A 22,801-nucleotide genomic window follows, 5' to 3' on the forward strand; every position below is an offset into this window, starting at 1 on the left:
TCGCCTCCTCATTGTTCCTTCAAAGCTTCCGCACCAGTAACAATCTCTATGAGCTCTTGTGTGATCGACGACTGTCTTGCTTTGTTGTATTCAAGAGTGAGTGTTCTTATCATCTCTTTTGCATTTTCTGTGGCATTTCTCATAGCATTTTGGCGTGCGTACATTTCACTAACCTTTGTTTCAAAAAGCACTGAGTGGAGTTTTGTTGCAACATAGAAATTGACGAAATTGGCTGCAAGCTCTTCTGCTTGTGGTTCATATTCGTATCTCTCAATCTTTTTACCACCAATTACTGGTGTCAGTTGCAAGCATACAGGTCGTTGAACAAGTCTATTGATGAACTTTGCGTATATAACGTGAACATTTCCTGTTATTTTTAAAATGTCTTCCATCAAAGCCGCCGAAAAATTCAACGTCGGTACATCGTACATTCTTTGATAAGATTTGATGAGCTTATTATTTTTAGAAAAATGCGCTGCTGCTTTAGATCCTATGGTCACCAAACCCTCAAAATCTTTTAGTCTGTGTTCAGCCTCTCTGAGTATTTCAGCGTTGAAAGCTCCACACAACCCCATATCTGAAGTAACAACAATTAGGACCGGTTTACCCTTGCCAGTTATAAATGGATGTTCACATGAAGAAAAATCAATATGTTCTCTCATTTCTTCGACGGCCGCTGCGAACTTTTTTATTTTTGAAAAAGATTCCTCAAGTTTCCTCACTCTGGCACGTGCAACCATTTCCATTGCACGCGTTATTTTCATCAAAGATGCCGTTGATTGTATGCGAGCCTTAACTGACCTGAGTTTTCCCCTACTCATTATTCATGCCATCCCTTCAAGAATTCTTGAATGGCTTGCTTCAATTCATCCTCAATCTCTTGCGTTAGCTCCTTTTTCTGTGCGATTGTTTTGAGCAAAGAACTGTGTGTGACTCTCATATATTTAAGAAATTCTGTTTCAAATCGCTTCACAGATTCGACAGAAAGTTCATCCAAATATCCTCTGACACCAGCATAGAGAACTACCACTTGCTCTTCTACCGGCATTGGGCTGTACTGGTCCTGCTTGAGAAGTTCTTGCAATCTCTGACCACGAACGATCTGAGCTCTTGTAGCTGGATCAAGCTCAGAAGCAAACTGTGCAAATGTTTCCAATTCTCTAAACTGCGCAAGATCTATTCTCAACATTCCCGCTACTTGTTTCATCGCTTTTATCTGCGCAGATCCACCGACTCGCGATACAGAAAGTCCAACGTTGATCGCAGGCCTAAATCCAGAATAGAAGAGGCCAGGTTCAAGATATATTTGTCCATCTGTTATCGATATGACGTTGGTCGGAATATACGCTGAAACATCATTAGCCTGCGTTTCAACTATTGGAAGAGCTGTTAAAGAACCTCCACCGGATTTTTCATCGAGTTTTGCTGCTCTTTCAAGAAGTCTTGAATGGAGATAGAATATATCACCAGGATATGCCTCTCTTCCAGGTGGTCTTCTCAATAGCAAGGAAAGTTGTCTATATGCCGCTGCATGTTTCGACAAATCGTCATATATCACAAGGGCATCTCGAGAACTGTACATGAAATACTCTCCCATGGCACAACCGGCATAAGGAGCAAGATATTGAATTGGTGCCGGGTCTGATGCCGAAGCAACAACAACTGTCGTATAGTCCATCGCGCCGAACTCGCGTAATTTATCAACAATACGAGCAACAGAAGCTATTTTCTGTCCAATAGCAACATAGATACAGTAGACTCCTTTTCCCTTTTGGTTTATGATCGTGTCGACTGCTATCGCAGTTTTTCCAGTTTGCCTATCGCCTATTATCAACTCACGCTGGCCCCGACCTATTGGAATCATCGCATCGATAGCTTTAATACCTGTCTGAAGTGGTGTATTCACAGGCCTTCTGTATATGACTCCTGGTGCTTTTATTTCCACCCTTCTTGTATATTTCGCATTCACCGGTCCAAGGCCATCAAGTGGTTCTCCGAGCGGATTAACAACTCTGCCAAGCAATTCTTCACCAACTGGGACCTCTATGATTTTTTTCAATCTGCGAACGATATGTCCTTCTTTGATCTGAGAATACGGGCCAAGCAAAATCACACCAACATTATCTTCTTCAAGGTTAAATGCAAGACCTTTAACACCTGTTTCCACAAACTCAACAAGTTCGTTGGCCATTACATTGTTCAAACCATATACACGTGCTATTCCATCACCAACTTGCACTACTCTACCCGTTTCCTGAAGATCTATTTCTTCAGTGAACTCCTTGATCCTTTCCTCCAAAACTCTTGTTATCTCACCTGGGCTAATTCGCAACTACATCACCCCTTCTGAAAGACAGAACGAACTATGTTTCTCATCCTTCCAGATATGGAAACATCGAAAGTCCTACCTTCATACTCTATTACTGCACCTGCAAGAAGTGATTGATCGAATCTCACTTCGAAAACGGGCTCTCTTTTTGTATAGTGTCTCACAAAATCCGATATCGCTTTTGTTTCTTCCTCTGATAGATCATGAGCGACCGTTAAGATCACAGGTATTTTCATCTGAGACTCTATTTTCATATTCTTATAGTACTCCAAAATAGTTGGTAAGGATGCTTGCCTTTTCTTTTCAAAGATTATCTTCAAAAAACTCCAAAACGGTTTATCAGCACCTAAGCCCACCTGATTCATGAAATTGACTATTTTCTCGACTTGCTTTGTTGAGTTTTGTGTAGGATCGTCAAGAAATAATCTTGTTTTTTCGTAAAGTTCAACAACAAGAGCAAGCATTTGCCCATATTCTTCTTGTTTTCCAAGCTCAATTGCAACATTGAGCAAGGCCCTGGCGTACTTAGAAGCTATATGGGAATATCTCATTCACTTTTCCCCTTCTTCAGTACATTCACAAGGTATTCTCTTTTTGCTTTTTCATCGAGCACTCCCTGCAAAATTTTCATAGCAAGAGTAACGGCAATTTCTCCAGCTCTTTTTTCCACTTCATCTAAAGCCTTTTGTCTTTCTCTTTCAATTTCAGCACGCGCTGAATTCATAATTCTGTCCGCTTCCTCACGGGCCTGATTTTTCGCTTGAGCAATCAATTCATCACTTTTTTGTTTCGCATCAGATACGATTTTTTCTGCGACCTGGCGTGCATTTGCCAAAATTTGTTCGGCTTCCTTTTTCATTTCTTGAGCTTCTTTTCGCTCTTTCTCAGCCTGTGCAAGCTCAGATTCAATTTTTTCACGTCTTTTGTCCATTATCTGGGTAAATGGTTTATACAAAAGTTTGTACAACGCAAATAGTAATACAAAAAAATTCAAAAGTTGTATAATACCCGTGAGGTTAAGTTCAACAAATCCCATCGTCTGTCCTCCTTAGAGAACAAAGAGCATTAGTATAGAAATCAGCAAGGAATAAAGACCTGTCGTTTCACAAACAGCTTGTGACAACAACATTCTTGTGGTCAAGACACCTATGAGTTCTGGCTGACGAGCCATCGCCTGCATAGCACCATCACCGACGTGCCCTTCACCTACACCAGGACCGATAGCTCCTGCACCCATGCATATACCTGCTCCGATAAACTTTCCCATTTGAATTAAAGCTTCAGCAAGAGTTGGACCATTCTCCATAAGAATTCCCTCCTTTTCACGATAAAGCCGATGATATGTAAGCAATCGCAAGCACTGTGAAAACAAGCGCCTGAATTACACCCACAAAGATTCCAAAAAATCCCCAAAGTATTACAGGTAAAAACAGATACTTTGCCATATACGCAAGAAGATAAGTCAATAAAGCTCCACCAGCGATATTTCCAAAAAGCCTCAATGAATGTGAAATTGGTTTTGAGAGCTCTCCTATGACGTTCATTGGGAACATAAGTGGAATAGGTTCAAACCAAGATTTCGCCCATGCTTTAAAACCTTTCGACTTGATTGCAAAAACCTGGCTTATCAAAAAAACAAAGACTGCAAGGAATGCATTTGTGTTTATATCAGCGGTGGGTGAGAACCATGTATCAGAAAATAGGTGTATCTTTTCTATATTCCCCTGTGCATTCGCTTCAATTGAAATCCCAGGAATGGCACCACCCAAGATATTTGAAAAGACAATGAATATAAAAAGTGTACATGCAAGATAGAATGTAGGTCTTACAAAACGCTGATCTGGTATGGCATCTTCAACCATTTGATAAACAAATTCCATGAGTGATTCTAACGCAGATTGCTTCCTATCGGGTATCAATTTTGGTTTTCTAAATCCAAATGCAATGAATATTATCACAAACATGATAATCCATGTCATGAAGATGGTGAGTGGATTGATCCTTGAAAAGATACCTTGTCCAAATGGAAGCTTTACGACCCATCTATTTGCAACATTCTTGAACGCTTCACTCATACTTTGTTTTGAAAGATAAATTACATTCAAAATTCCCACAACTATGTAAATTGCCAAAAACACGATCAAAAATATCTTTGTCTTTTTACTAAGGCTCAGTTTCACCAGGTCACCTCCAAGACAAGAAGGCTGCCAATTTAGCATTCATTAAACCAAAAAATGCCCCAAAAACAGCCTGTACAGACAAGGTAACAGCACAAAGAGCCATAATAGCACCACTCAGAGTATACCGCGACAAGTAACCCATCACTGACATCTTTTTTTGTCTTGAAACACATTTTTTAACATCACGCCAAAGAGCCAGTATGTTAATACACGCACCACAAGTCCCCAACAACACCCCCATAGCTCCTTTATAACCAAAAAAGAGCCAGAATACCGCTATCTCAACTATGCCGAGAATCGCTATGTTTTTCACCATCTTTTTTATCGTGTCTGTCATATTTATCGGCTTCCTTCAAAAGATATTTAAAACCATTGTACAAACCTGATGCAACACCAAGCAATATGAAGATTACGAAAAGTACACCGTTCTTAACTGTCCATCTGTCGATATAATAACCAAGAAAGGCTCCAACGGCGATGTTGGAAACAACAGTGACACCGAAATTGAGAACGATACTGTACTTACCTATGCCTTGGTGCACTTAACCGTCCCTTTCACCGAAAGAATCGTTTCAATATCCCCTTCGTTGACTACTCCAACTGGCAATTGCAGTACAAGACCATCGACAGTCAATCTCAAATCGCGACCGGTGACAACCGTCGGTGGAGTTATCGTTATCTTACAATTGATCTTCTCAAGATTCATTGCAAGCGCACCAGCAATCATATTCCCAAGTTCTCCTATAGCACTCATAGCAAGATCATCCAATGAATCGTACGGCATATTCATCATCTTTGAAACTACTTGTAGTGCAGTTTGAGGATTGAAAGAATATATTAGATTTCCCTCAACACCCCCAGCGAATCCTATGACCGTTACAAGATCATATAATGGTCTGACTTCTTTCAAAACGCCGGGTTTACCTATCATTGGTTTTTTTCCAATCAACACTTCCATCGTGTTGACTATCGCAGCGATCAGAGCATTTAAAATCCTTGCATCCAAGTGAATACCTCCTCATTCCCAGTTTTCAGATACCACTATATCCACCTTCAATGGTACTGATAATTTTACCACACCTTCCATCGATTGCCTGATGATTTGCAACATCTGTTCGACTTCATTATCAGGCACTTCGAAAACAAGTTCATCGTGAACTTGGAGTATCATCTTTGAATTCATCTGTTTCATTTTACTATGTAAGTCTATCATAGCAAGTTTCATAATATCCGCCGCGGTACCCTGTATTGGTGTGTTCACAGCTATCCTTTCACCTTCTTGCCTGATCGATGCATCTTTTGATCTCAATTGTGGTACTTCTCTCTTCCTTCCAAACATCGTTTTCACATGACCATACGTTTTAGCATATGCGACGACCTTTGCAAAATATTCTCTGACCGATGGATATAACGAGAAATATTCATTTATAAAACGTTGAGCTTGTTCGTACGCAAGACCAGTTCTCTGAGATAATCCATACGGTGATACTCCGTAAATCACAGAAAAATTGACCATCTTTCCAACGGCCCTCATTTGTGGTGTGACTTGATCTTCTCGAACCTGAAAGATTTTAGACGCTGTGAAAGTGTGTATATCTTCTTCCTTTTGAAACGCCTCTATTAATTTCTGATCGCCACTCAGATGTGCCAAAACTCTCAGTTCAATCTGCGAATAGTCTGCACTTATTATCTTCCAGCCACTTTTCTGAGGAACTATAGCCCTTCGTATTTCCTTACCTTCTTCTTGTCTGGTTGGTAAGTTTTGAAGATTTGGATCACTACTACTCAGCCTTCCTGTAGCGGTACCAGTTTGGTGAAACGAGGTATGGATTCTCCCGGTTTTTGGATGAACGAGTCTTGGTAACACGTCCAAATAAGTAGATTTCAGCTTTTGAAATTTTCTATATTCAAGAATTAATTGAACAATGGGATGTTCATCGGCCAATTCTTCAAGCACATCGGCTCTTGTTGAAAGATCACCCGTGGAAGTCTTTTTGGAACCTTGGATTTTGAGTTTCTCAAACAATATATAAGCCACCTGTTTGGGCGAATTTAAATTGAAAGATTCTTTTGCATACTCAAAAATTTGCTTGGAAAGCTCATTCATTTTATTTGCATATTTTGTCGAGAGATCTTTCAAGTAATCTATGTTCATATATACACCTGTTAGTTCCATATCTACCAAAACTGGTATCAAAGGCATCTCAATCTTTTCAAGCACATTGAGTAAATCAGCCTCGTGCAATTTGACGTTGAGTATCTCGTACAATCTGCGAGTTACATCTGCATCTTCTGCAGAATACCTTGTTGCATCCTCAATAGATACATCTGAAAAGTTCAAAGAACTGAATAGAGGCGAATTGTTCTTGACGAGTTCATCAAAACTGATCATCTTGTAATTGAGAAATTTCATAGCGAGTTCATCTAAGCCAAATCTCTTTTCGTCTGGATTGAGTAAATAGGCCGCTATCATTGTATCAAAAGCAGGCTTAACTATATTGATTCCATGCATTTTCAATACACTATAATCGTACTTGAGATTCTGCCCGATGATCTTTGTTCCGGGTTGTTCTAATATTTGTTTTAAATTATCCAGTACTAAACTCATTTTGATGTTCGGACCGTTCTTGTGAGCTATCGGTACGTAATAACTACTTTTATCTGGCAAAGAGATAGAAAAACCGACTATTCTTGCATCCAAGGGTGATAGAGAATCTGTTTCAAGATCTATCACAACATACTGACTTTTTTTCATCTTGTTAATCAGATCCATGAAAATCTTTTCGTCTTTTACAGCGATATATGTACTCTGTATATCCTGTTGAGTATAAAGCCCGAGTTCTTTCATCACACTTGAAAATTCCATTTGTTTTAGAAATTCAATCAACTCATTTTCTCTGTATCCTGTGTATTTTAGTTGTTCCCATTCGATTCCAAGATCGAGATCTTTCATTAAAGTGACCAATTTTTTACTCTTGAACGCGTCCGCTTGACCTTCAACTAACAATTTTCCTATTCGACTATTTTTATCAATATTCTGATATATGTTCTCGAGATTACCATATTTTTGTATCAACTCTATCGCGGTTTTCATCCCTATACCTTTAACTCCAGGTATGTTGTCAACGGCATCACCCATCAATGAAAGCATGTCAATTATCTGTGATGGATCTACCTGAAATTTTTCTTTCACTTTTGATGAATCATACAATTCAAGATCACTAATACCCTTTAATGGACGCCACACCTTGATTTTTTCATTCACTAACTGTAGTATGTCCTTGTCGCCCGTTACTATGTAAATTTCCTTGAAGAAATCCTCTCCTTTCTTGGCAAGAGTCGCTATAACATCATCTGCTTCGCAGCCTTCATACTCAAGTACTTTTATTCCAAGGGCTTCTACACCTTTCTTTATGTAAGGTAATTGCTGTATCATTGCATCTGGAGTCTGTGGACGCTGGGCTTTGTATTCTTCCAGCAGTTCATGTCTATAGGTATGCGTTTTTTTATCCATCGCAAATGCCACACAATCACCAATCTCGATGTACTCTTTCAGAAACTTTACCAACATCCTCAAAACACCATAAGTGGCATTTGTTGGGAGACCCGAGCTGGTGGAGAGTGATTGATCTACTGCATAGTAAGCCCTATAAGCCAACCCTGTACCATCAAAGAGAAATAGTCTTGCCATTTTTCTCGTACTCCCTCAATTCCTCGAGAACCTCAACTGCCTTTCTCAGATGTGGTATGACTATTGAACCTCCTACAATGAGAGCAACATTGAAGATTTCGAAGAATTCATCGTCTGTAGTACCTAATTGGAACAACCTTATCATATGGTACGTGATACAGTCATTACACCTGAGGACCATCGACGCAACAAGACCAAGCATCTCTTTGGTCTTCGTACTCAAAGCGCCTTCTTCATAAACTTGCGAATCAAGATTCATAAATCTCTTTGTGTGGATATTGCCCTTCTCGTTAATCAATTTGTTCAACCTTGCTCTGTAATCTACAAATTCTTCAATCAAGTTGATCACCTCGAAATTTTTAAAGGTTCATCATGAGTGAAAACAACCCAATCACACTTTTTGGAAGTCTCTCTCACAAAAATCGCTGCTTCATCATTTTTATAACCCTTGACTGCTTCATAGTATTCAACTTTTGAATAACAAATATCACCTGGCATGAATATTCTACCCATATTCTCTGTCTCAATGAGCAAGGATATGTGATCAGACGAATGATAAGGTGTATAAAAAACTTCAACACAATCAAAAAGCCTTTCTCCACCTTTCAATGTATGTATACTCTTCCAATTTGAGACAACCAAGCTATACAACTGCCCAGCTATTGGTCCAAATGACGAATAATCTCTTGTTTTATATTTCTCATGAACATAAACTGAGGCGCTTTTGAAAAAGATCGATGAAAAGATGTGATCCATGTGCACGTGTGTGAAGATCATATCGGTTATCTGTTCAGGTAAGATATTCTTTATTTTCAAAGCCTTTTCAAGCGCCTCCCAGGTCACGAAACTTCCAGCATCTATGATTATCTTCTTTTCATCATCGTACAACAGAGATACTGTTGAATACGGTGCCATCACATATGGCATCACTCGTAGAGTCCCACCAATGACCAAAACTTCAATATTCAACGAACTCACCTCACAAAAAACGAAACAAGACCTATCACAAGACAGTAAATAGAAAAAATTCTCAATTTATTGGCCACAACAACTTTTTTGAGTAAAAACAGCGCCGCAAATCCAACTAAGAAGGAGATGATACCAAGATACAACCATCTTGAATCTACCTGTGAAACCTCTAAAACACCAGCTCCGGCTATCACTGGTAGTGCAAGGAGAAATGAATAGGAAAGAGAATCCTCTTTCTTAAATCCCAACAATAAACAAGCAGCTATTGTCGAGCCACTCCTTGATATACCAGGGAAGACTGCTATCGCTTGGAAAACGCCAATAGTTAACGCATCAGAAAATGACATTTCTTCGAGGTTTTTTTCGCCATTTTTCATAGAAGCAACAAGCAATAGCACACTTGTTATACAAAAAAAGATCGGTAGAAATCTCGTATCATCAAAAGTTTTCTCGATCTTTTCATTAAGGGTAAATCCAACAATAACTGCTGGAATTGTGGAGACAATCAAGTTCAAAAATATCTTCCAATTTTTGAATGCCCTTATCAATGACTTGAACGCAAACAGAAAGACTGCAACTAATGTTCCAAGATGAAGCAATGCTGCGAAAGCGATATTCGTCTGAATGTTCAATATTTTTGAAAATAGAACAAGATGTCCCGAACTCGAGATCGGCAGAAACTCCGTCAAGCCTTGTATGATTGCAAGAACTATGTTCAGAATCCTTCCTCCTTTGCTATTTTGTCGTATTTGATATCGTAAATCTCCAAAACCTTCGCAACTTCTTCTGGATCTAACACGTCAACCTTTATAGAGACTCTCCTGTAATTATCTTCTTTAACTGTGTTCACAGCAAGAACATTCATTTTGTTTTGTGCAAGAACATCGAAAACTCTCTTCAATTGACCGGGTTTGTCTTCCAACTTTAGAAGAATTCTCGAGCCAGGTTCATCCATCGCTGTAATGGCAACAAATGCTTCAAGTATTTCTGTAAGAGTAATTACCCCTTTAACAACGAGATTGCTGTCGACAACCGCTAAACACGCTTCTTGTGATTCCCTAAAAGTCAATGCCGCTTCTTCAATGTAGCTATCTTCAAACACATAAAAATCAGGAAAGATTACATAGTCACCTATGGTACTATCAAGTTGCAAATTCGCTAAGCTGTTTTTGTAGACCAAACCTTCAAATTTGTTTTCCTCGTCTGTCACAATACAATAATCGACTCTGTACTTTCTCATGGTAGATAGAACTTCTTGAACAGTTGCACTGACTTTTGCTTGGGGAAAATCTGTGTTTATCCAATTTCTTGCGAACATATTTTTCGCCCCCTTTTCTTACTATATTCTATATGTATATCTTATCTTAGTAGTATATATATTATATATATAGGGGTGGTAGATTCTGTAACATTACGATCGAAAATCCTCTTCTAATCAGCGAAATCGTTCGTGGGAGGGGTGGTAGATAACCTGGTAGATAAGTGGTAGATAAGTGGTAGATAACTTCCGAAACCATCTTCAAAAGCTCATTTCAAGGTGGTAGAAAACTTATAAGCGTGATTTTTACTTTAAAAATTAATTTTCAGATCAAATGACTCTATATTAAATGAATGCACACTAATACTCTTCTGATGAGCGTTTAGAGTTTTCTACCACCTTGTTTTTATTTATTTAATGCGTGTTTTGGGAGTTATCTACCACCCATACAATATGTTGTGGTAAGTTATCTACCACACAATCGATAGTTATTTTAAGTGTCATGGCTTAGAGAAGGATTGATGCTAAAAATGGCAATCGCATATGGTTTTAGATAGAAATTGAAATATTCTCTTTTTTTGATCTTAACTTTCTCATCATCTTTACTTCAATACCTGTTTTATATGATAATCGTATAAATTTTTTGATTGGGGGGAAGTTCATGAATCAAGAGCAGATTTTTGAGATGGTGAGAAGTGAACAAATTCAATTCATCCGCCTTCAGTTTTCTGATATCAATGGAAATCTAAAGAATGTTGAGATTCCATCTGCAGAATTGGAAAGGGCATTCAGCAGAGGCATCATGTTCGATGGTTCATCGGTAGAAGGTTTTGTCAGGATTGAAGAATCCGATATGTATCTAAAACCAGATCTATCAACTTTTGCGATCCTTCCATGGTCAACGAACGGGGCAAAGAGTGCCAGAATAATCTGTGATGTTTACAAACCAGATGGCACACCCTTTGAGGGTGATCCGCGCTATCGACTCAAACTCGTGGTAGAAAAAGCAAAAAAGATGGGATTTGAAGCCTTTGCAGGTCCTGAGATCGAATTTTTTGTCTTACCAAAAGATGAAAAAGGTTTTCCAAAAGCTGAGTTACTGGATTTTGGTAGTTATTTTGACCTATTGCCTCTCGATGAGGTTGAATCTCTGAGAAGTGAAGTCGCCGTGGCTCTGAAAACTATGGGAATAGATGTCGAAGCATCTCACCACGAAGTTGCACCCTCACAACATGAAGTTGATTTTCGCTATGCCGATGTTTTGAGAGCAGCAGATAATACCCAAACTGTAAAACTCGTTCTTAAAACTATCGCTGTAAAGCACAAATTGCATGTGACTTTTATGCCTAAACCATTTTTTGGAATAAATGGATCTGGGATGCACACGCATCTGAGTTTGTTCAAAAATGGAGAGAATGCATTCTATGATGTAAATTCACCCGATAACCTCTCGAAAACTCTGAATTATTTTGTTGGTGGCATTCTCTTGCATGCACGCGAAATAACGGCAGTTACGAACCCCACTGTTAATAGTTACAAAAGACTTGTGCCAGGTTATGAAGCGCCTGTCAATATAGCTTGGTCTAAAGCAAATAGATCTGCCTTGATAAGAGTCCCTGCAGCTCGTGGCAAATCTACGAGAATTGAATATCGTGCGCCAGATCCATCTTGCAATGCTTATCTTGCCTTTGCCATGATAGTGGGTGCTGGTTTAGATGGAATTGAAAAGAAGATCGAACCACCACTACCCATTGAAGAAAATATATATGCTATGTCTGAAGAAAAACGTGCACAATTTAGAATTGATTCATTACCAGGTTCACTCAAAGAAGCACTCGATGAGGCAAGAAAGTCCGATCTTGTAAAGGAAATTCTTGGAGAACATATCTTCAAGAAATTCATAGAACTAAAAAGAAGGGAATACAGAGATTTTATTATATCTGTCACAGATTGGGAAATAAGAAGATACCTTAATGTTTGATCATCTTCTTAAAAGTGGAGGTCATCTTGATAGATTCACCTCCACTTTTCTATTGCGAAATTTTTCATAATTTGTTTTTGTGATTTTTTAGAGATTTTTCTTCATTTTTATGTTAACTTGGTGTGAATACAGGAGTTCTAAGTAGATTTGAAAAGAAACAAAGACCTTCCGAAGAGTATTTTCATTTTTTCCCTACTATTTCCACAAATTTACACTTGCAGTGAAAATGTTTTCATGACATTCTTTCATAGGGATTATCATGAAAAAGATACCCTTTTTAACAATCATGGTCATGTTGGTTTGTGCGACGGTGATCGCGATGAAAATAACTTATCCAGAACACGGTAAGTTTGCCAATGGTTACATCGATTTGAATCAAGATGGTCTGATCGATTTCGTTATAGAGACGAATCTTTGGAACATTGAGCGCTGTGATGGTTTTCTAAAGATGGAATCTGGTGATGAAAATCTGCTTGACGTGGAAATCAATTTGAAAAATATTGTCCAGATAAATCCACACAGATGGGTGCATGCATATCCAGAGATTTGGTATGGTGCAAAACCATGGAATAAATTGGGACCTACCAATAACGGTTTGATCGATCTCCCAAGAAAGCTATCGCAGTTACAAAATTTTTCAACAACAGTTGATTACGTGATCACAAAAAAAGATGAAAAACAACCCTATAATTTTGCCTTTGAAACATGGCTCACGAAGACTATAAGCAGAAGGGGAGTCTCTGCTGGCGAAATTGAGATCATGATATGGTTTGCACATGCCAATCTGCACGCTGCTGGAACCAAGGTAGCAGAATTTGATGTTCCATTGATTCTGAATGGAATAAAGAGAAATGTGATTTTTTCACTCTTTAGAGCAGACATGGATTGGGAATACTTTGCCTTTGTTGCGAAAGAATCTCTTGAAAAGGCCAGTCTTACTTTTGACTGGTCGTTTTTTATAAGAAAGGCAAGGGAGTTTTCCAAAATCGAAGACTGGCAGGAATTGTATTTCACAGTTGTCGAACTTGGAACGGAGTTTGGCTCTCCAGGTTATTCTGCCATACAACTGTCTTGGTCTTTGAAAAAGTTGTCATTTGAATCTTTAACTACACCGATGCTTGGTGATTGATGTGAAATGGCTTATTACATTTTTGTTGGTAGAATGTTTTTTCTGCTTTGCAAATTTTGTGACAACTGCCAATGGAGAGTTTCTTTTAAATGGGATGAGATTTAGATTTCTCGGTACGAATTGTTATTATCTGCACTATTCGAGCGACGAAGTTATAGACGATTTACTCATTAGTGCATCGCAAATGAATCTTGAAGTTTTGAGAATATGGGGATTTCTCGATGGTGAATCCTATTGCAGATCCAAAAAAACCTATATGCATCCTTCTATTGGTGTTTTTGGCATACCTGAAACTGTCTCTGGAGTAAAAAATGGCTTTGAAAGACTTGATTATATTATCCAGAAAGCAAAAACCGTAGATATAAAGTTGATCATAGTCTTAGTGAATAATTGGGATGATTTTGGAGGTATGAACCAGTATGTGAACTGGTTCAATGAAAAACATCATGATGATTTTTACACAAACGAGAAGATCAAACAGGAATACAAAAAGTACATCGAATACCTTCTCAACAGAATAAATGTTTATACAAACATCGCTTATAAGGATGAACCAACGATTATGGCTTGGGAACTTGCCAACGAACCAAGATGTGAAACAGACAAAAGTGGTAGAACTCTGCTGAATTGGGTTAGGGAGATGAGCGAGTTCATAAAATCTATAGATCAAAATCACCTTGTTGGTGTTGGTGATGAAGGATTTTTTAACAGCCATTCAAATTTTTATCCGTATAAAAATTTTGCATCGTGGACTTATTCGGGTTTTTCAGGTGTCGATTGGGAGAGATTGTTGAGTATAGAATCAATAGATTTTGCGACTTTTCATCTTTATCCAACACACTGGCAAGTTCCAAACAATGAGATTGAACCGTGGGGTTTGAAATGGATAGAAGATCACATTAAAATGGCGAAGAGTTTTTCAAAACCTGTGATACTTGAAGAATTCGGTGTTCCCAAAACCGTGGAGAATAGATCCCAAATCTATGAACTCTGGCTCAAGAAGTTTTATGAGCTTGGTGGTGATGGAGCAATGTTTTGGATGTTGGCTGCAAAAGGTGAAGGTAGAGACAAAGATCTGAATGGTTATTTTCCAGATTACGATGGTTTTAGAGTACTGAATGACGATAGTTTAGAGGCAAAGATCTTCAGAAAAATTGCACAGGTAATCGGGAGGAATGCCAATTGAGTCTGACAGTCCTTCAGGAACCCATTGTAAATATTCCCTGGGAAGAAAGACCCAAAGGATGTACCAATATTCTGTGGAGGAGCACAAAAAACCCAATCCTGGGTAGAAATCCTGTTGAAAAGGGCAGCCGAGTCTTCAACTCTGCTGTTACAACTTTTGAAACAGGATTTGTGGGAGTCTTCAGAATCGATCACAAAAATGGAAGGCCTCAATTGCACGTTGGATTCAGTGAAGATGGTTTCAAATGGAAAGTTGAAGAAGAGGAGATAAATTGGATTACTGAATCTGGCGAACCGTTTCCAACCTTTTATGCATACGATCCAAGGCTTGTTAAGATCGAAGACACTTATTACATAACGTTTTGTACCGATGACCATGGTCCAACAATAGGTGTTGGGATGACAAGAGATTTTAAAACATTTATTCGATTGCCAAATGCCTTTGTGCCGTTTAACAGAAATGGTGTCTTGTTCCCAAGAAAGATTAAGGGTAAATATATCATGCTCAATAGACCAAGTGATATGGGTCATACACCTTTTGGCGACATCTTTTTAAGTGAAAGTTTTGACATGATTCATTGGGGGAATCACAAATGGGTAATGGGAAGAAGCTCACAAAATTGGTGGGAAAATCTCAAGATTGGGACAGGTCCCGTTCCGATAGAAACCAATGAAGGATGGTTTTTGATATATCACGGCGTAACTCTTACTTGCAATGGTTATGTGTACAGTTTTGGTGGAGCTCTGTTGGATTTAGAGGAGCCCTCAAAGGTATTATACAGATGCAAAAATTATTTAATGACACCGGAAGCAGAGTATGAAATCTGCGGTTTCGTACCGAATGTCGTCTTCCCTTGTGCACTACTTTGTGATTCATCCACAAATAGAATATCAATCTACTATGGTGCGGCCGATACATATGTGGCGATCGCTTTTGGATATTTAGATGAAATTATCGATTATGTGAAGAAAAACCACTGAAAGGGGGATGGTTGTATGAGAAAATGGCTTGTCGTGGTCGTTGCTCTCATAGCAGTGGCGCTCTTTGCTGAGGTTTTCGAGAGAAACAAAACTGTGTACATCGGAGGAAGTCTCTGGGCACCTCCATCTAACTGGAATCCATTCACACCATGGAATGCAGTTGCGGGCACCATAGGATTAGTTTATGAAACACTCTTTTTGTACGATCCATTGCAAGGTCGTTTTGAGCCATGGTTAGCCGAAAGCGGTGAATGGATTAATTCAAACACCTTTAGGGTCATACTCAGGAAAAATCTCACATGGCAAGATGGTAAACCACTAACAATTGATGATGTGATCTTCACTTTCGAACTTGGTAAGAAATTCTCTGGCATCAACTACAGCCCTATATGGAATTGGTTAGATCGTATTGAAAAAGTTGATGGTACAACGATCGACTTTATTTTCTCCGATCCACGTTATCAAGAATGGGGGCAGCAACTGATCAGTATTGCGATAGTGCCAAAACATGTCTGGGAAGGCAAGAGTGAGACAGATATTTTGCAGGGAGCCAATGAAAAGCCACTGGGTTCAGGTTGTTACTACGTTGAGAGTTGGGCTGATGATCGAAATGTATTCAGAAAGAACGTGAACTGGTGGGGTACAAAGGTACTTGGTTTGAATCCAGCACCAGAGAGAGTTGTCGTACTCAGAGTTTTGAGTAACAATGTGGCTGTTGGAATGTTGATGAAAGGAGAACTCGACTGGAGTAACTTTTTCTTACCAGGTATCCCTGTGTTGCAAAAATCATATGGTATTCATACATGGTATAAAGAACCACCATACATGCTTCCTGCGAATACAACCGGTATCTTTCTAAATGTTAGGAAATATCCTCTGAGCATAGTCGAATTCAGAAGAGCTATGGCATACGCGATAGATCCAAACAAAATAGTTGATAGAGCTTTTGAAAAGATGGTAACCAGTTCTAACCCAGTTGGTATCATGCCAATAGCTGGTTGGATGAAGTATTATCCAAATGAAGTTGCAGAAAAATACGGTTTCAAATACGACCCGGAAAAAGCGAAAGCAATCTTAGATGAACTTGGCTTCAAGGATGTTAACAAAGATGGTCTCAGGGAAGATCCACAAGGTAAAGCCTTTAAGTTAACGATTGAATGTCCGTATGGTTGGACAGACTGGATGGTCTCGATACAGTCGATAGCAGAAGATCTGAGAAAAGTGGGTATCAATGTCGAGCCGGCATATCCTGATGCATCGAAATACAACGATGATCTGTATGGTGGAAAATTCGATATCATTCTCAATAACTATGTCACAGGTGTGTCAAGTACGATCTGGTCTTATTTCAACGCAGTGTTCTATCCTGATGCAGTCGAATCTGAATATTCATACTCTGGAAACTTTGGTAAATATCATAATCCGGAAGTAGAGACATTGTTGGACGAACTCAACAGAACCCAGTCAACCGATGAAGCAAAGATGAAAAAACTCATCGCACAAATCTCTGAAATACTGTTGAAAGATCTCCCATTTATACCTTTGTGGTACAACGGTGCATGGTTCCAAGCCTCAGGTGATGTTTGGAGTAACTGGCCCGATGTTAACAATCCTTATGCTTGGCCAATCGGTTGGGGTGGCCACTGGCAACTTGGAGGCGTCAAAGTCTTATTCAATATCAAAGCCAAATGAGTTTTGCCCCGCCCACAAGGGCGGGGTTTGTTGAGGTGATATTTCTGAAAAGATATCTTTTGAAAAAATTACTGATCTATATTCTAACGTTCTTTTTTGCTGCGACCATTAACTGGGCTATACCGAGATTCATGCCAGGTAACCCGATACATTTTTTGATATCAAGATTCGCAACTCTCCCTGAATCTGCAAAGGTATTGCAGAGTTATTTCACTCAAGCTTTTGGTTTAGATAGGCCGTTGATAGAACAATACATAAATTTCTGGAAGGCATTCTCGAAAGGTGATTTGGGAATAAGTATATATCTTTATCCGCAACCAGTTTTAAAAGTAATACTCAGATCACTCCCATACACGATTCTGTTGCTTCTTCCAGCGATTATTGTGAGCTTTATAATAGGTAATAAATTTGGTGCCTTTGTTGCCAGAAAAAAACGTCTGGATAATATTGCACTACCGATTTTCTATACACTAACGGCTGCACCTTATTTCTGGTTTGGTATATTGCTTGCTTGGTTGTTCGGTGTCGTACTCAAAATATTTCCCATAGCAGGTGCATACAGTTTTGCAATGACACCATCGTTTAGTTGGCGTTTTGTATCGAATTATCTTTATCACTGGATTCTTCCATTCAGTAGTTTGGTTTTGGTAATGCTTGGTGGATGGGCAATAGGCATGAGAAATATGATCATCTATGAACTTGAGGCTAATTATTCAAGATACATGGAAGCCTTAGGTGCATCTTCAAAGCTAATAAGACGCTATGCATATAGAAATGCAATACTGCCACAAGTCACAGGTCTTGCAATACAACTTGGTACCGCCGTTGCTGGAACTTTGACAACTGAAATAGTTTTTTCATATCCAGGAATAGGTTATATTCTCATGCAAGGTATATTAAACCAAGATTATTTTCTCATACAGGGATGTTTTCTGTTCATCATTCTCGGTGTTTTAATAGCCAATTTCATAGTGGACATACTCTATTTGATCATAGACCCAAGGATAAGAAAATCTTACACGGGAGAGGTATGAGATGAGTTTAAAAGAGTTTATCTATTTCTTTCTTCGCAACAAGAAAGTCATAACAGCTTTGTGTATCCTTGGTTTTCTAACTATTATCTCGATCTTTGGCCCATTGCTAACACCATATAGTCCTATTGAATTTGTGGGCATGCCTTATCAATCACCCAATAAACAACACTGGCTTGGCACGAATACCTTTGGCCAAGATCTTTTTACACAGACTGTTTATGGTTTAAGGAGTTCACTTTTAGTAGGTCTTCTTGGTGGTGGTTTGGCGACAGTTGTTGGACTTATTGTGGGTTTTATGGCTGGTTACAAAGGTGGATGGTTTGATGAATTTTTGATGATGCTGACAAATATTTTAATGGTTATTCCAACTTTGGCATTACTCATAATCATAGCAGCATATCTTCCTTACAGAGGAGTTTTCATACAAAGCGTGATAATAGGATTAACTGCTTGGCCATGGACCGCACGAGCAGTTAGAGCACAAACATTGTCTCTAAAGACTCGCGAATTTGTTGATCTTGCCAGAATTACAGCTACAAAACCTTTGAAAATAATCTTTTATGAAATAATGCCTAATATGATGTCTTATGTTTTTATGGTTTTCATTCTCCAATTTGGTGGTGCGATACTTGCTGCGACTGGATTGGATTTCATAGGTCTTGGGCCAACAAGGGGTACTTCACTTGGTATTATGTTGCAACAGGCAACTTTGTGGAATGCGATCCAGCTTGGTATGTGGTGGTGGGCGATAACACCAGGAGCACTGATTACTCTCATTGTCGCAACTCTCTATATTATGAACACAGGATTAGATGAAGTTTTCAATCCAAGATTGAGGGAGATGTAGTTACTTATGGATATTCTCTCTGTGAAAAATCTAAAACTTTATTATAGAACGCTTTATGGTTTGGCGAAAGCCGTAGATGATGTCTCTTTTACGGTGAAAGACAATGAAATATTAGGTATCGCTGGAGAATCAGGGTGTGGAAAGACCACGCTCGGTTTAGGGTTAGTGTTGCGCAAACCGCCATTGATATGGTCTGGTGGAGAAGCCCTCATAGAGAATATTAATTTGATGAGACTCGATGAAAAATCGATGAGAAAGTTGAGATATGAAAAGATCTCCATAATTCCTCAATATGCAATGGATGCATTGAATCCTACAAAGAGGATCGAACAGATAATCGAAGATCTACTCAAAGAACACGGACAAAGATTGGATCAGAAATGGGAAATGCTTTTAGAGAAATTATCGTTGGTGAATTTGAGTAAAAAAGTTCTAAAGATGTATCCAATAGAGCTTTCGGGTGGTATGCGCCAAAGACTGGTGATGGTTATATCGACTTTGTTGAACCCCAAAGTTCTAATAGCCGACGAGATAACATCGGCATTGGATGTGAGTACACAAAAAGCCGTAGTCCAAACTTTGTATGAGATGAAAGAAAAAAGATTCATGGCCTCTTTGATTTTCATCACTCACGATCTGTCCTTGCTTTATCAGATAGCCGATAGAATCATGATCATGTATGCAGGTAAGATTGCAGAGATAAGTAATACAGAAGAAATCATAAATAATCCTCTACATCCTTACACGAAGGCACTCATAGCTTCTTTACCAAAAATAGGTATCAGATACGGTGAAGCAAAGTTGAAGGGTATACACGGTTATCCTCCCAATCTTTTGAATGTAGGTAATGCCTGTAGATTTAAAGAAAGATGTCCAATGGCGTTTTCAAAATGCGAAGAAGATCCTCCTGTTTTCAAGATTGATGAAAAAGAGGTCGCCTGCTGGCTCTACGAAGAAGGTGGTATGGATTGAAATTGTTGTCATTGATCGATTTAGTAAAAGAGTTTCCACTTGGAATTCTCGGCAGAGAAAAGATCACGGCAGTTGATCATGTCTCTTTTGATATCTATGAAGGAACAATATTTGCCTTGATAGGTGAAAGTGGTAGCGGTAAAACCACCATCGGTAAACTCATCCTTGGGCTTTTAAGACCTACAGCGGGTGAGATTATTTTCAAGGGTCAGAATATTTCAGAATCCATTAAGGATCGAAGAGATTATTATAAAGAGATCCAGGGTATCTTTCAGGATCCTTTTGCATCTTTCAATCCAATATACAAAATTGATAGGGTTTTTTATTCGGTTTTCACCCAATTTTTCCCGCACATGAAGACCCATGAAAGGTTGGAAAAAATCAAAGAAGTGTTAATAGCAGTTGGCTTAAATCCAGAACAAATCCTTGGTAAATATCCCCATCAACTCAGTGGCGGGCAACTTCAACGAATACTTATTTCAAGAGTGCTTCTGATAAAACCAAAATTATTGATCGCCGATGAAATTATAAGCATGCTGGATGCAAGTACCAGGATCGATGTTTTAAATCTTTTGGCCAAACTCCGCGATGAAGAGAGAATGTCTGTCTTGTTCATCACCCATGACTTGTCGTTAGCTTACTATATCAGCGACTATGCTCTCATCATGTACAAAGGGAATATTGTTGAAGCTGGTAGTACTCAAAAGGTCTTCCACAATCCACAACACCCATATACTCAGATGCTTTTGGAATCTGTGCCAGAGGTAAGTAAAAGATGGGATATGCACAGTAGATCTTTTGTGGATATGACAGAAAGCATTACCAATGGATGTAAATATTACTCGAGATGTTCAAAAAGAGAAAAACAATGTGAAAGTTCAAGACCTTCAGTCGTTCAATTGGAACAAGATCATTGGGTTATGTGTCATCGTATAGAAGATACCAAATTAATAGAACAAGGAGGCAAAATAGATGCTCTTGACAAAATTGAGAGAAGGTGAGTTTTCTTTTCAGCGAAAGAATTTTGATATCAATTTGAAGATCCAGCGAATTTCAAAAGGTTGGAAGATATCTGGTAAGGTGAAAGGAAGACCTGAAAGATTAGATTTATTGGCACTTCCAGTTGCAAATAAATTTCTGTTGAACAACTGGCAATCATGGGGTCCATGCAGAGTGATTTTCAAGGATCAATTTGTACCATTGCAAATAGATGAAAATTGGAAATACAGTGCTTCATTGTTTCCAGAACTTCTCAAAAAGAAGTTTGTCAGCGATTATTTCTTAGCGAGTGACCAAAACGTTTGTGGTTTTCTCGGCTCATTGAAAGGGCATGGCTTTTTCACAATTGAAGATGAGCAGGTAGTTGCTCATTTAGAATACTTCAATCGTACCTTTGATGATTTTGTTGAACTTGAACCCCTTGTGATTCTCGAAGGCGCCGATACTTCTGCTTTACTTGAAGAATACGGTGATATGGTGAAGATCTATAACAATATAATCCTTAAGAACTTTAACAGCGTGGGCTGGTGCAGTTGGTATCATTATTTTCTTGATTTGAATTGGGAAGAGATTTTGAAAAATGCCATGAAAGCAAAACAGTTTGGATTAAATGTCTTTCAGATCGATGATGGGTACGAAAAAGATATAGGCGACTGGTTACAGACCAAAGAAGGCTTCCCGCCCTTGGAAGAAGTGGCCAAAACACTGAAGAATATGGGTTTCACCGTCGGTATATGGCTTGCTCCATTTAGTGCTTCGGAGACATCAAATTTGTTTATGGAACATCCAAATTGGATGGTGAGTGATAATAAAGAGCCAAAAGTAGCTTACAAGAATTGGAACAAAAAAATCTATGCACTCGATCTTACTAAGAATGAAGTGAAGCAATGGTTGCATGAGATATTTTTCAAGCTCAGGCAAATTGGTTTTGAATATTTCAAAATAGATTTTCTTTTCGCTGGTGCTATACCTGGTCGGAGAGAGAATGCAGTTACACCAGTTGAAGCTTTAAGAGATGGTTTAAAGGTTATAAGAAAAGCAATTGGGGATGCTTTCTTACTTGGTTGTGGGAGTCCTTTACTTGCGGCTGCTGGTTTTGTGGATGCCATGAGAATCGGACCAGATACGACACCATATTGGGGCGATGATATACCTGATTTAGCCATTCCCGCAGCAAAATGGGCTTTAAGAAATACTATTACAAGATATTTCATGCACAAGAGATTTTGGATAAATGACCCAGATTGTTTACTACTGAGAAATCAAAAAACAGCCCTCACTTTGCAGGAGAGGCAACTTTACGCTTTTACCTGCGGTGTACTGGATAACATGGTTGTACTCAGTGATGATCTCACTCTCGTCGATGAAACAGCCAAAGAAATCCTGCAAAAAACTCTGCTTTTGAGTGGTGGTAGTCCAAAGGTAATCGATATTCTCAATGAGCAACTGAAATACACTATTATTTCGAGAAAAAAAGTTGGTGATATAAAGCTGCATGTAGATTTAATCAACAAATATTTTTTCCTGGAAGGTTTTTGCTGAAGGAGGTAGGTA

At 38.8% G+C, this 22,801-nt stretch carries 24 protein-coding genes; 10 read left to right on the forward strand and 14 right to left on the reverse strand.

Annotated elements, in window-relative coordinates:
• Positions 1–8: 8 nt before the first annotated feature.
• From atpG to TSP02S_RS00425, 14 genes are read right to left on the reverse strand one after another with little or no spacing between them, the layout of a single operon-like run.
• Positions 9–821: an ATP synthase F1 subunit gamma gene (atpG, locus tag TSP02S_RS00360; protein ID WP_041081088.1), complete on the reverse strand. Its 813-nt coding sequence runs from the start codon at positions 819–821 to the stop codon at positions 9–11.
• A complete protein-coding gene (gene atpA / locus TSP02S_RS00365; RefSeq protein ID WP_041081089.1) occupies positions 821–2,332 on the reverse strand; it encodes a F0F1 ATP synthase subunit alpha in 1,512 nt (503 codons plus the stop codon). Before atpA ends, atpG begins: the two co-directional genes overlap by 1 nt.
• Positions 2,333–2,337: 5 nt before the next feature.
• Positions 2,338–2,880, reverse strand: a complete 543-nt coding sequence (locus TSP02S_RS00370) for a F0F1 ATP synthase subunit delta (RefSeq protein ID WP_041081090.1) — start codon at positions 2,878–2,880, stop codon at positions 2,338–2,340.
• Complete coding sequence (atpF, locus tag TSP02S_RS00375) at positions 2,877–3,365, reverse strand: F0F1 ATP synthase subunit B (protein ID WP_041081091.1); 489 nt, start codon at positions 3,363–3,365, stop codon at positions 2,877–2,879. Before atpF ends, TSP02S_RS00370 begins: the two co-directional genes overlap by 4 nt.
• A gap of 12 nt (positions 3,366–3,377) precedes the next feature.
• Complete coding sequence (locus TSP02S_RS00380) at positions 3,378–3,635, reverse strand: F0F1 ATP synthase subunit C (protein ID WP_041081092.1); 258 nt, start codon at positions 3,633–3,635, stop codon at positions 3,378–3,380.
• A 16-nt stretch (positions 3,636–3,651) separates the two neighbouring features.
• On the reverse strand, positions 3,652–4,509 hold the full coding sequence (gene atpB, locus TSP02S_RS00385) for a F0F1 ATP synthase subunit A (protein ID WP_041081093.1): 858 nt from the start codon (positions 4,507–4,509) through the stop codon (positions 3,652–3,654).
• A gap of 4 nt (positions 4,510–4,513) precedes the next feature.
• Positions 4,514–4,846, reverse strand: a complete 333-nt coding sequence (locus TSP02S_RS00390) for an ATP synthase subunit I (RefSeq protein WP_041081094.1) — start codon at positions 4,844–4,846, stop codon at positions 4,514–4,516.
• On the reverse strand, positions 4,791–5,051 hold the full coding sequence (locus tag TSP02S_RS00395; RefSeq protein WP_041081095.1) for an AtpZ/AtpI family protein: 261 nt from the start codon (positions 5,049–5,051) through the stop codon (positions 4,791–4,793). Before TSP02S_RS00395 ends, TSP02S_RS00390 begins: the two co-directional genes overlap by 56 nt.
• On the reverse strand, positions 5,036–5,515 hold the full coding sequence (locus TSP02S_RS00400; protein ID WP_041081096.1) for a chemotaxis protein CheX: 480 nt from the start codon (positions 5,513–5,515) through the stop codon (positions 5,036–5,038). Before TSP02S_RS00400 ends, TSP02S_RS00395 begins: the two co-directional genes overlap by 16 nt.
• Positions 5,516–5,527: 12 nt before the next feature.
• Positions 5,528–8,200 (reverse strand): DNA polymerase I, encoded by a 2,673-nt coding sequence (polA, locus tag TSP02S_RS00405; RefSeq protein WP_041081097.1) that lies wholly within the window; start codon positions 8,198–8,200, stop codon positions 5,528–5,530.
• Entirely contained in the window at positions 8,178–8,546 is a 369-nt protein-coding gene (locus tag TSP02S_RS00410; RefSeq protein WP_041083960.1) for a carboxymuconolactone decarboxylase family protein, read from the reverse strand. Before TSP02S_RS00410 ends, polA begins: the two co-directional genes overlap by 23 nt.
• Positions 8,546–9,178 (reverse strand): MBL fold metallo-hydrolase, encoded by a 633-nt coding sequence (locus TSP02S_RS00415; protein ID WP_232503721.1) that lies wholly within the window; start codon positions 9,176–9,178, stop codon positions 8,546–8,548. The genes TSP02S_RS00410 and TSP02S_RS00415 overlap by 1 nt, the downstream gene beginning before the upstream one ends.
• The gene (locus TSP02S_RS00420; RefSeq protein WP_332370267.1) at positions 9,175–9,918 is read right to left on the reverse strand and encodes an undecaprenyl-diphosphate phosphatase; all 744 of its coding nucleotides are present in this window, start codon (positions 9,916–9,918) and stop codon (positions 9,175–9,177) included. The genes TSP02S_RS00415 and TSP02S_RS00420 overlap by 4 nt, the downstream gene beginning before the upstream one ends.
• Positions 9,885–10,487, reverse strand: a complete 603-nt coding sequence (locus TSP02S_RS00425; RefSeq protein WP_041081100.1) for a CBS domain-containing protein — start codon at positions 10,485–10,487, stop codon at positions 9,885–9,887. Before TSP02S_RS00425 ends, TSP02S_RS00420 begins: the two co-directional genes overlap by 34 nt.
• A 601-nt stretch (positions 10,488–11,088) precedes the next feature.
• Here TSP02S_RS00425 and glnA point away from each other — a divergent pair.
• The 10 genes from glnA to TSP02S_RS00475 all read left to right on the forward strand — a co-directional run bounded on the left by glnA (position 11,089) and on the right by TSP02S_RS00475 (position 22,789).
• The gene (gene glnA, locus TSP02S_RS00430; protein WP_041081101.1) at positions 11,089–12,408 is read left to right on the forward strand and encodes a type I glutamate--ammonia ligase; all 1,320 of its coding nucleotides are present in this window, start codon (positions 11,089–11,091) and stop codon (positions 12,406–12,408) included.
• A gap of 259 nt (positions 12,409–12,667) precedes the next feature.
• Entirely contained in the window at positions 12,668–13,537 is an 870-nt protein-coding gene (locus TSP02S_RS00435; RefSeq protein ID WP_052465230.1) for a GH12 family glycosyl hydrolase domain-containing protein, read from the forward strand.
• 25 nt (positions 13,538–13,562) lie between these two features.
• A complete protein-coding gene (locus tag TSP02S_RS00440; protein WP_232503723.1) occupies positions 13,563–14,723 on the forward strand; it encodes a glycoside hydrolase 5 family protein in 1,161 nt (386 codons plus the stop codon).
• A gap of 2 nt (positions 14,724–14,725) precedes the next feature.
• Positions 14,726–15,703, forward strand: a complete 978-nt coding sequence (locus TSP02S_RS00445; protein WP_041083965.1) for a glycoside hydrolase family 130 protein — start codon at positions 14,726–14,728, stop codon at positions 15,701–15,703.
• 15 nt (positions 15,704–15,718) lie between these two features.
• Positions 15,719–17,395 carry an ABC transporter substrate-binding protein gene (locus TSP02S_RS00450; protein WP_041081102.1) on the forward strand — a complete coding sequence of 559 codons (1,677 nt, stop codon included), beginning with the start codon at positions 15,719–15,721 and terminating at the stop codon, positions 17,393–17,395.
• Between the two features lie 44 nt (positions 17,396–17,439).
• Positions 17,440–18,429 carry an ABC transporter permease gene (locus TSP02S_RS00455; RefSeq protein ID WP_041083967.1) on the forward strand — a complete coding sequence of 330 codons (990 nt, stop codon included), beginning with the start codon at positions 17,440–17,442 and terminating at the stop codon, positions 18,427–18,429.
• Between the two features lies 1 nt (position 18,430).
• Positions 18,431–19,276, forward strand: coding sequence for an ABC transporter permease (locus TSP02S_RS00460; protein ID WP_041081103.1), 846 nt, complete (start codon positions 18,431–18,433; stop codon positions 19,274–19,276).
• A gap of 6 nt (positions 19,277–19,282) precedes the next feature.
• Positions 19,283–20,248 (forward strand): ABC transporter ATP-binding protein, encoded by a 966-nt coding sequence (locus tag TSP02S_RS00465; protein ID WP_082025824.1) that lies wholly within the window; start codon positions 19,283–19,285, stop codon positions 20,246–20,248.
• Positions 20,245–21,249, forward strand: coding sequence for an ABC transporter ATP-binding protein (locus TSP02S_RS00470; protein WP_052465232.1), 1,005 nt, complete (start codon positions 20,245–20,247; stop codon positions 21,247–21,249). The genes TSP02S_RS00465 and TSP02S_RS00470 overlap by 4 nt, the downstream gene beginning before the upstream one ends.
• Positions 21,221–22,789, forward strand: a complete 1,569-nt coding sequence (locus tag TSP02S_RS00475; protein ID WP_041081104.1) for a glycoside hydrolase family 36 protein — start codon at positions 21,221–21,223, stop codon at positions 22,787–22,789. The genes TSP02S_RS00470 and TSP02S_RS00475 overlap by 29 nt, the downstream gene beginning before the upstream one ends.
• The last annotated feature ends 12 nt before the right edge of the window (positions 22,790–22,801 follow it).

Source organism: Thermotoga profunda AZM34c06 (genome assembly GCF_000828675.1).
GTDB classification, from domain to species: domain Bacteria; phylum Thermotogota; class Thermotogae; order Thermotogales; family DSM-5069; genus Pseudothermotoga_B; species Pseudothermotoga_B profunda.

Coding starts and splice junctions, on each gene's coding strand:
- atpG (WP_041081088.1), bottom strand. CDS start 821: ATGAGTAGGGGAAAACTCAGGTCAGTTAAGGCTCGCATACAATCAACG.
- TSP02S_RS00370 (WP_041081090.1), bottom strand. CDS start 2,880: ATGAGATATTCCCATATAGCTTCTAAGTACGCCAGGGCCTTGCTCAAT.
- atpF (WP_041081091.1), bottom strand. CDS start 3,365: ATGGGATTTGTTGAACTTAACCTCACGGGTATTATACAACTTTTGAAT.
- TSP02S_RS00380 (WP_041081092.1), bottom strand. CDS start 3,635: ATGGAGAATGGTCCAACTCTTGCTGAAGCTTTAATTCAAATGGGAAAG.
- TSP02S_RS00390 (WP_041081094.1), bottom strand. CDS start 4,846: ATGACAGACACGATAAAAAAGATGGTGAAAAACATAGCGATTCTCGGC.
- polA (WP_041081097.1), bottom strand. CDS start 8,200: ATGGCAAGACTATTTCTCTTTGATGGTACAGGGTTGGCTTATAGGGCT.
- TSP02S_RS00425 (WP_041081100.1), bottom strand. CDS start 10,487: ATGTTCGCAAGAAATTGGATAAACACAGATTTTCCCCAAGCAAAAGTC.
- glnA (WP_041081101.1), top strand. CDS start 11,089: ATGAATCAAGAGCAGATTTTTGAGATGGTGAGAAGTGAACAAATTCAA.
- TSP02S_RS00435 (WP_052465230.1), top strand. CDS start 12,668: ATGAAAAAGATACCCTTTTTAACAATCATGGTCATGTTGGTTTGTGCG.
- TSP02S_RS00450 (WP_041081102.1), top strand. CDS start 15,719: ATGAGAAAATGGCTTGTCGTGGTCGTTGCTCTCATAGCAGTGGCGCTC.
- TSP02S_RS00460 (WP_041081103.1), top strand. CDS start 18,431: ATGAGTTTAAAAGAGTTTATCTATTTCTTTCTTCGCAACAAGAAAGTC.
- TSP02S_RS00465 (WP_082025824.1), top strand. CDS start 19,283: ATGGATATTCTCTCTGTGAAAAATCTAAAACTTTATTATAGAACGCTT.
- TSP02S_RS00475 (WP_041081104.1), top strand. CDS start 21,221: ATGCTCTTGACAAAATTGAGAGAAGGTGAGTTTTCTTTTCAGCGAAAG.